Source organism: Kitasatospora sp. NPDC001159 (assembly GCF_053598235.1).
The window spans coordinates 1-2,023 of sequence record NZ_JBSFJV010000261.1 but is presented as its reverse complement, the minus strand read 5'-3'; the positions used below and the strand labels follow the sequence as shown (position 1 = coordinate 2,023).

Here is a 2,023-nt window from a genome sequence, read left to right as displayed (position 1 = left end):
CTCAGAGCTGGTCGTAGATGGCGGCGAGTTGCCGCAGGACATCGGCCGCGGTGTCCAGGGCTGTGGTGTCGTAGTGTGCGAGTGCGGTGTCGAGTGCCTGGGCCAGGGCGGTCTGGCGTTCGTGGTGGTGGCGGCGGCCGGTGTCGGTGAGGGTGACCAGGACGGACCTCTTGTCGTCGGCGGGGCGTTCACGGGTGACGTAGCCGGCCGCAGCGAGGCCGTTGACCAGTTGGGTGGTGGCCGCGCCGGTGGTCTCGGTGGCGGCGGCCAGCTGGCCGATCGACAGCGGGCCGGTATCGGCCAGGACGCGTAGCGCCCGCGCGTGGGTGAGGGAGAGGGCGCCGGGGGTGCGGGTGGCGCGTCCGCGCAGGCGGGAGTCAGCGGCACTGAGGCTGTAGGCGGCGCGGGCGAGCTGGTCGAGGGCCGCGTCGCGGGTGGGATCGGGCATCGGGGGTCTCCGTGTCGCTGATCGGTGGGCGGGTTGACATCCAGCCTATCTTAAGTACTTATTGATTAAGTACTTAGGCACATCCGAGCGGAACGCCTAGCACCCCCTTCAAGTGAGGACATCTGTCATGACTGTTCGTTCCACCGGTCAGAACTGGGCCCTGGACATCGCCCTCGCCCAGGGCGGCTTCGACGCCCTGCACCCCCAGGCCAAGGGCACCCTGGAGCAGCTCGGCCACGACCACACCGACTTCGACAAGGTCTTCGACCTGGTCCAGAGCGGCGTGATGCTGCCCAAGGCCTGGGCCACCATCGCCGGGCAGGCCGAGGAGCGCGCCGCCCACCACGAGCGCGGCGGCTTCGCCCAGACCGCCGCCGACCTCTACGTGCGCGCCGCGGTGATGTGGGGCCGCGCCCAGTACTCGATCTTCGACGCCACCGACCCGCGCAAGCTCGCCTTCCGCGAGCACGCCAACCACTGCGTCGAGCGCCTGGGCGCGCTGCGTGACAATCGGGTGCGCCGCGTCGTCCTCGACTTCGAGGGCAAGCAGATCTTCGCCCTGCTGCACCTGCCGGCCGGCGAGGTCCGCAATGCCCCCGCGGTGATCCTCGGCCCGGGGATGGACATGATCAAGGAGGACTACATCTACGCGGCGGAGCGGTACTACACCTCGCGCGGCATCGTGGCCCTGTCCATTGAGGGCCCCGGTCAGGGCGAGAGCCGGGCCAACGGGCTGACCGTCGACCTCACCAACTACGAGCGCGCGATCAGCCGCTACATCGACCACCTGGCCTCGCTGCCCGAGGTCGACGCGGCCCGCATCGGCATGTTCGGCATCTCGATGAGCGGCTACTGGGGCTCCCGCGCCGCCGCCACCGACCACCGCCTCGCCGCGCTGGCCGCCTTCGAAGCCGTCACCGGCGACTTCACCACCATCTTCGAGCGCGCCCAGCCCACCTTCAAGAACAACTACATGTTCATGGCCGGCTACACCGACGAGGACGCCTTTGACACCGAGTTGGTCGCCCGGATGCCGCTGGGCGACCTGGTCCAGGAGATCACCTGCCCGGTCGTGTACGGCATCGGCGAGTTCGACGAACTCACCGTGCTGGAGCAGGCGCTGGCCAACTACGAGCGGGTGCGGGCACCCAAGGAGATGCGCGTCTACGAGAACGAGTTCCACCCGCTGGGTGGCACCGCCGCCGAGGTCTTCCGGTTCGGCGCAGAGTGGGTCGAGCGCGCCCTGAACGGCGAGTTCGCCGAGCCGGGCCGCGACGTGCGGCACTACGTCCACAGCGACGGCCGCACCACCGACGGCACCGCCAACCCCACCTGGTGGCTCGGCACCACCCCGGCCGTGATCGCCGACGCCCGCCAGGCATAACGCCAGGGCATCGACGAGAAGCTCATCGGTAGGGGAAGGGCCGGCCACCGGCGGCCGAGCACCTTCCCCTACGCTGAACCGCGGCGACGAGCCTGCAAACGCACAGAGCGATCCGAATCGCAGACCAGACCTTCCAACGGCGTTGTCACGTTGGTGGCGGCGTGGTCGCCTGAGGGTCTGACACGAAAATA

At 69.3% G+C, this 2,023-nt stretch carries 2 protein-coding genes; one reads left to right on the top strand and one right to left on the bottom strand.

Features of this window, described 5'->3' with window-relative positions:
- Position 1 precedes the first annotated feature (1 nt).
- Entirely contained in the window at positions 2-448 is a 447-nt protein-coding gene (locus ACWC9T_RS41700; RefSeq protein WP_449826234.1) for a MarR family winged helix-turn-helix transcriptional regulator, read from the bottom strand.
- 127 nt (positions 449-575) lie between these two features.
- Between ACWC9T_RS41700 and ACWC9T_RS41695 the strand changes: the two genes are divergently transcribed.
- The gene (locus tag ACWC9T_RS41695; protein WP_449826233.1) at positions 576-1,832 is read left to right on the top strand and encodes an alpha/beta hydrolase; all 1,257 of its coding nucleotides are present in this window, start codon (positions 576-578) and stop codon (positions 1,830-1,832) included.
- The last annotated feature ends 191 nt before the right edge of the window (positions 1,833-2,023 follow it).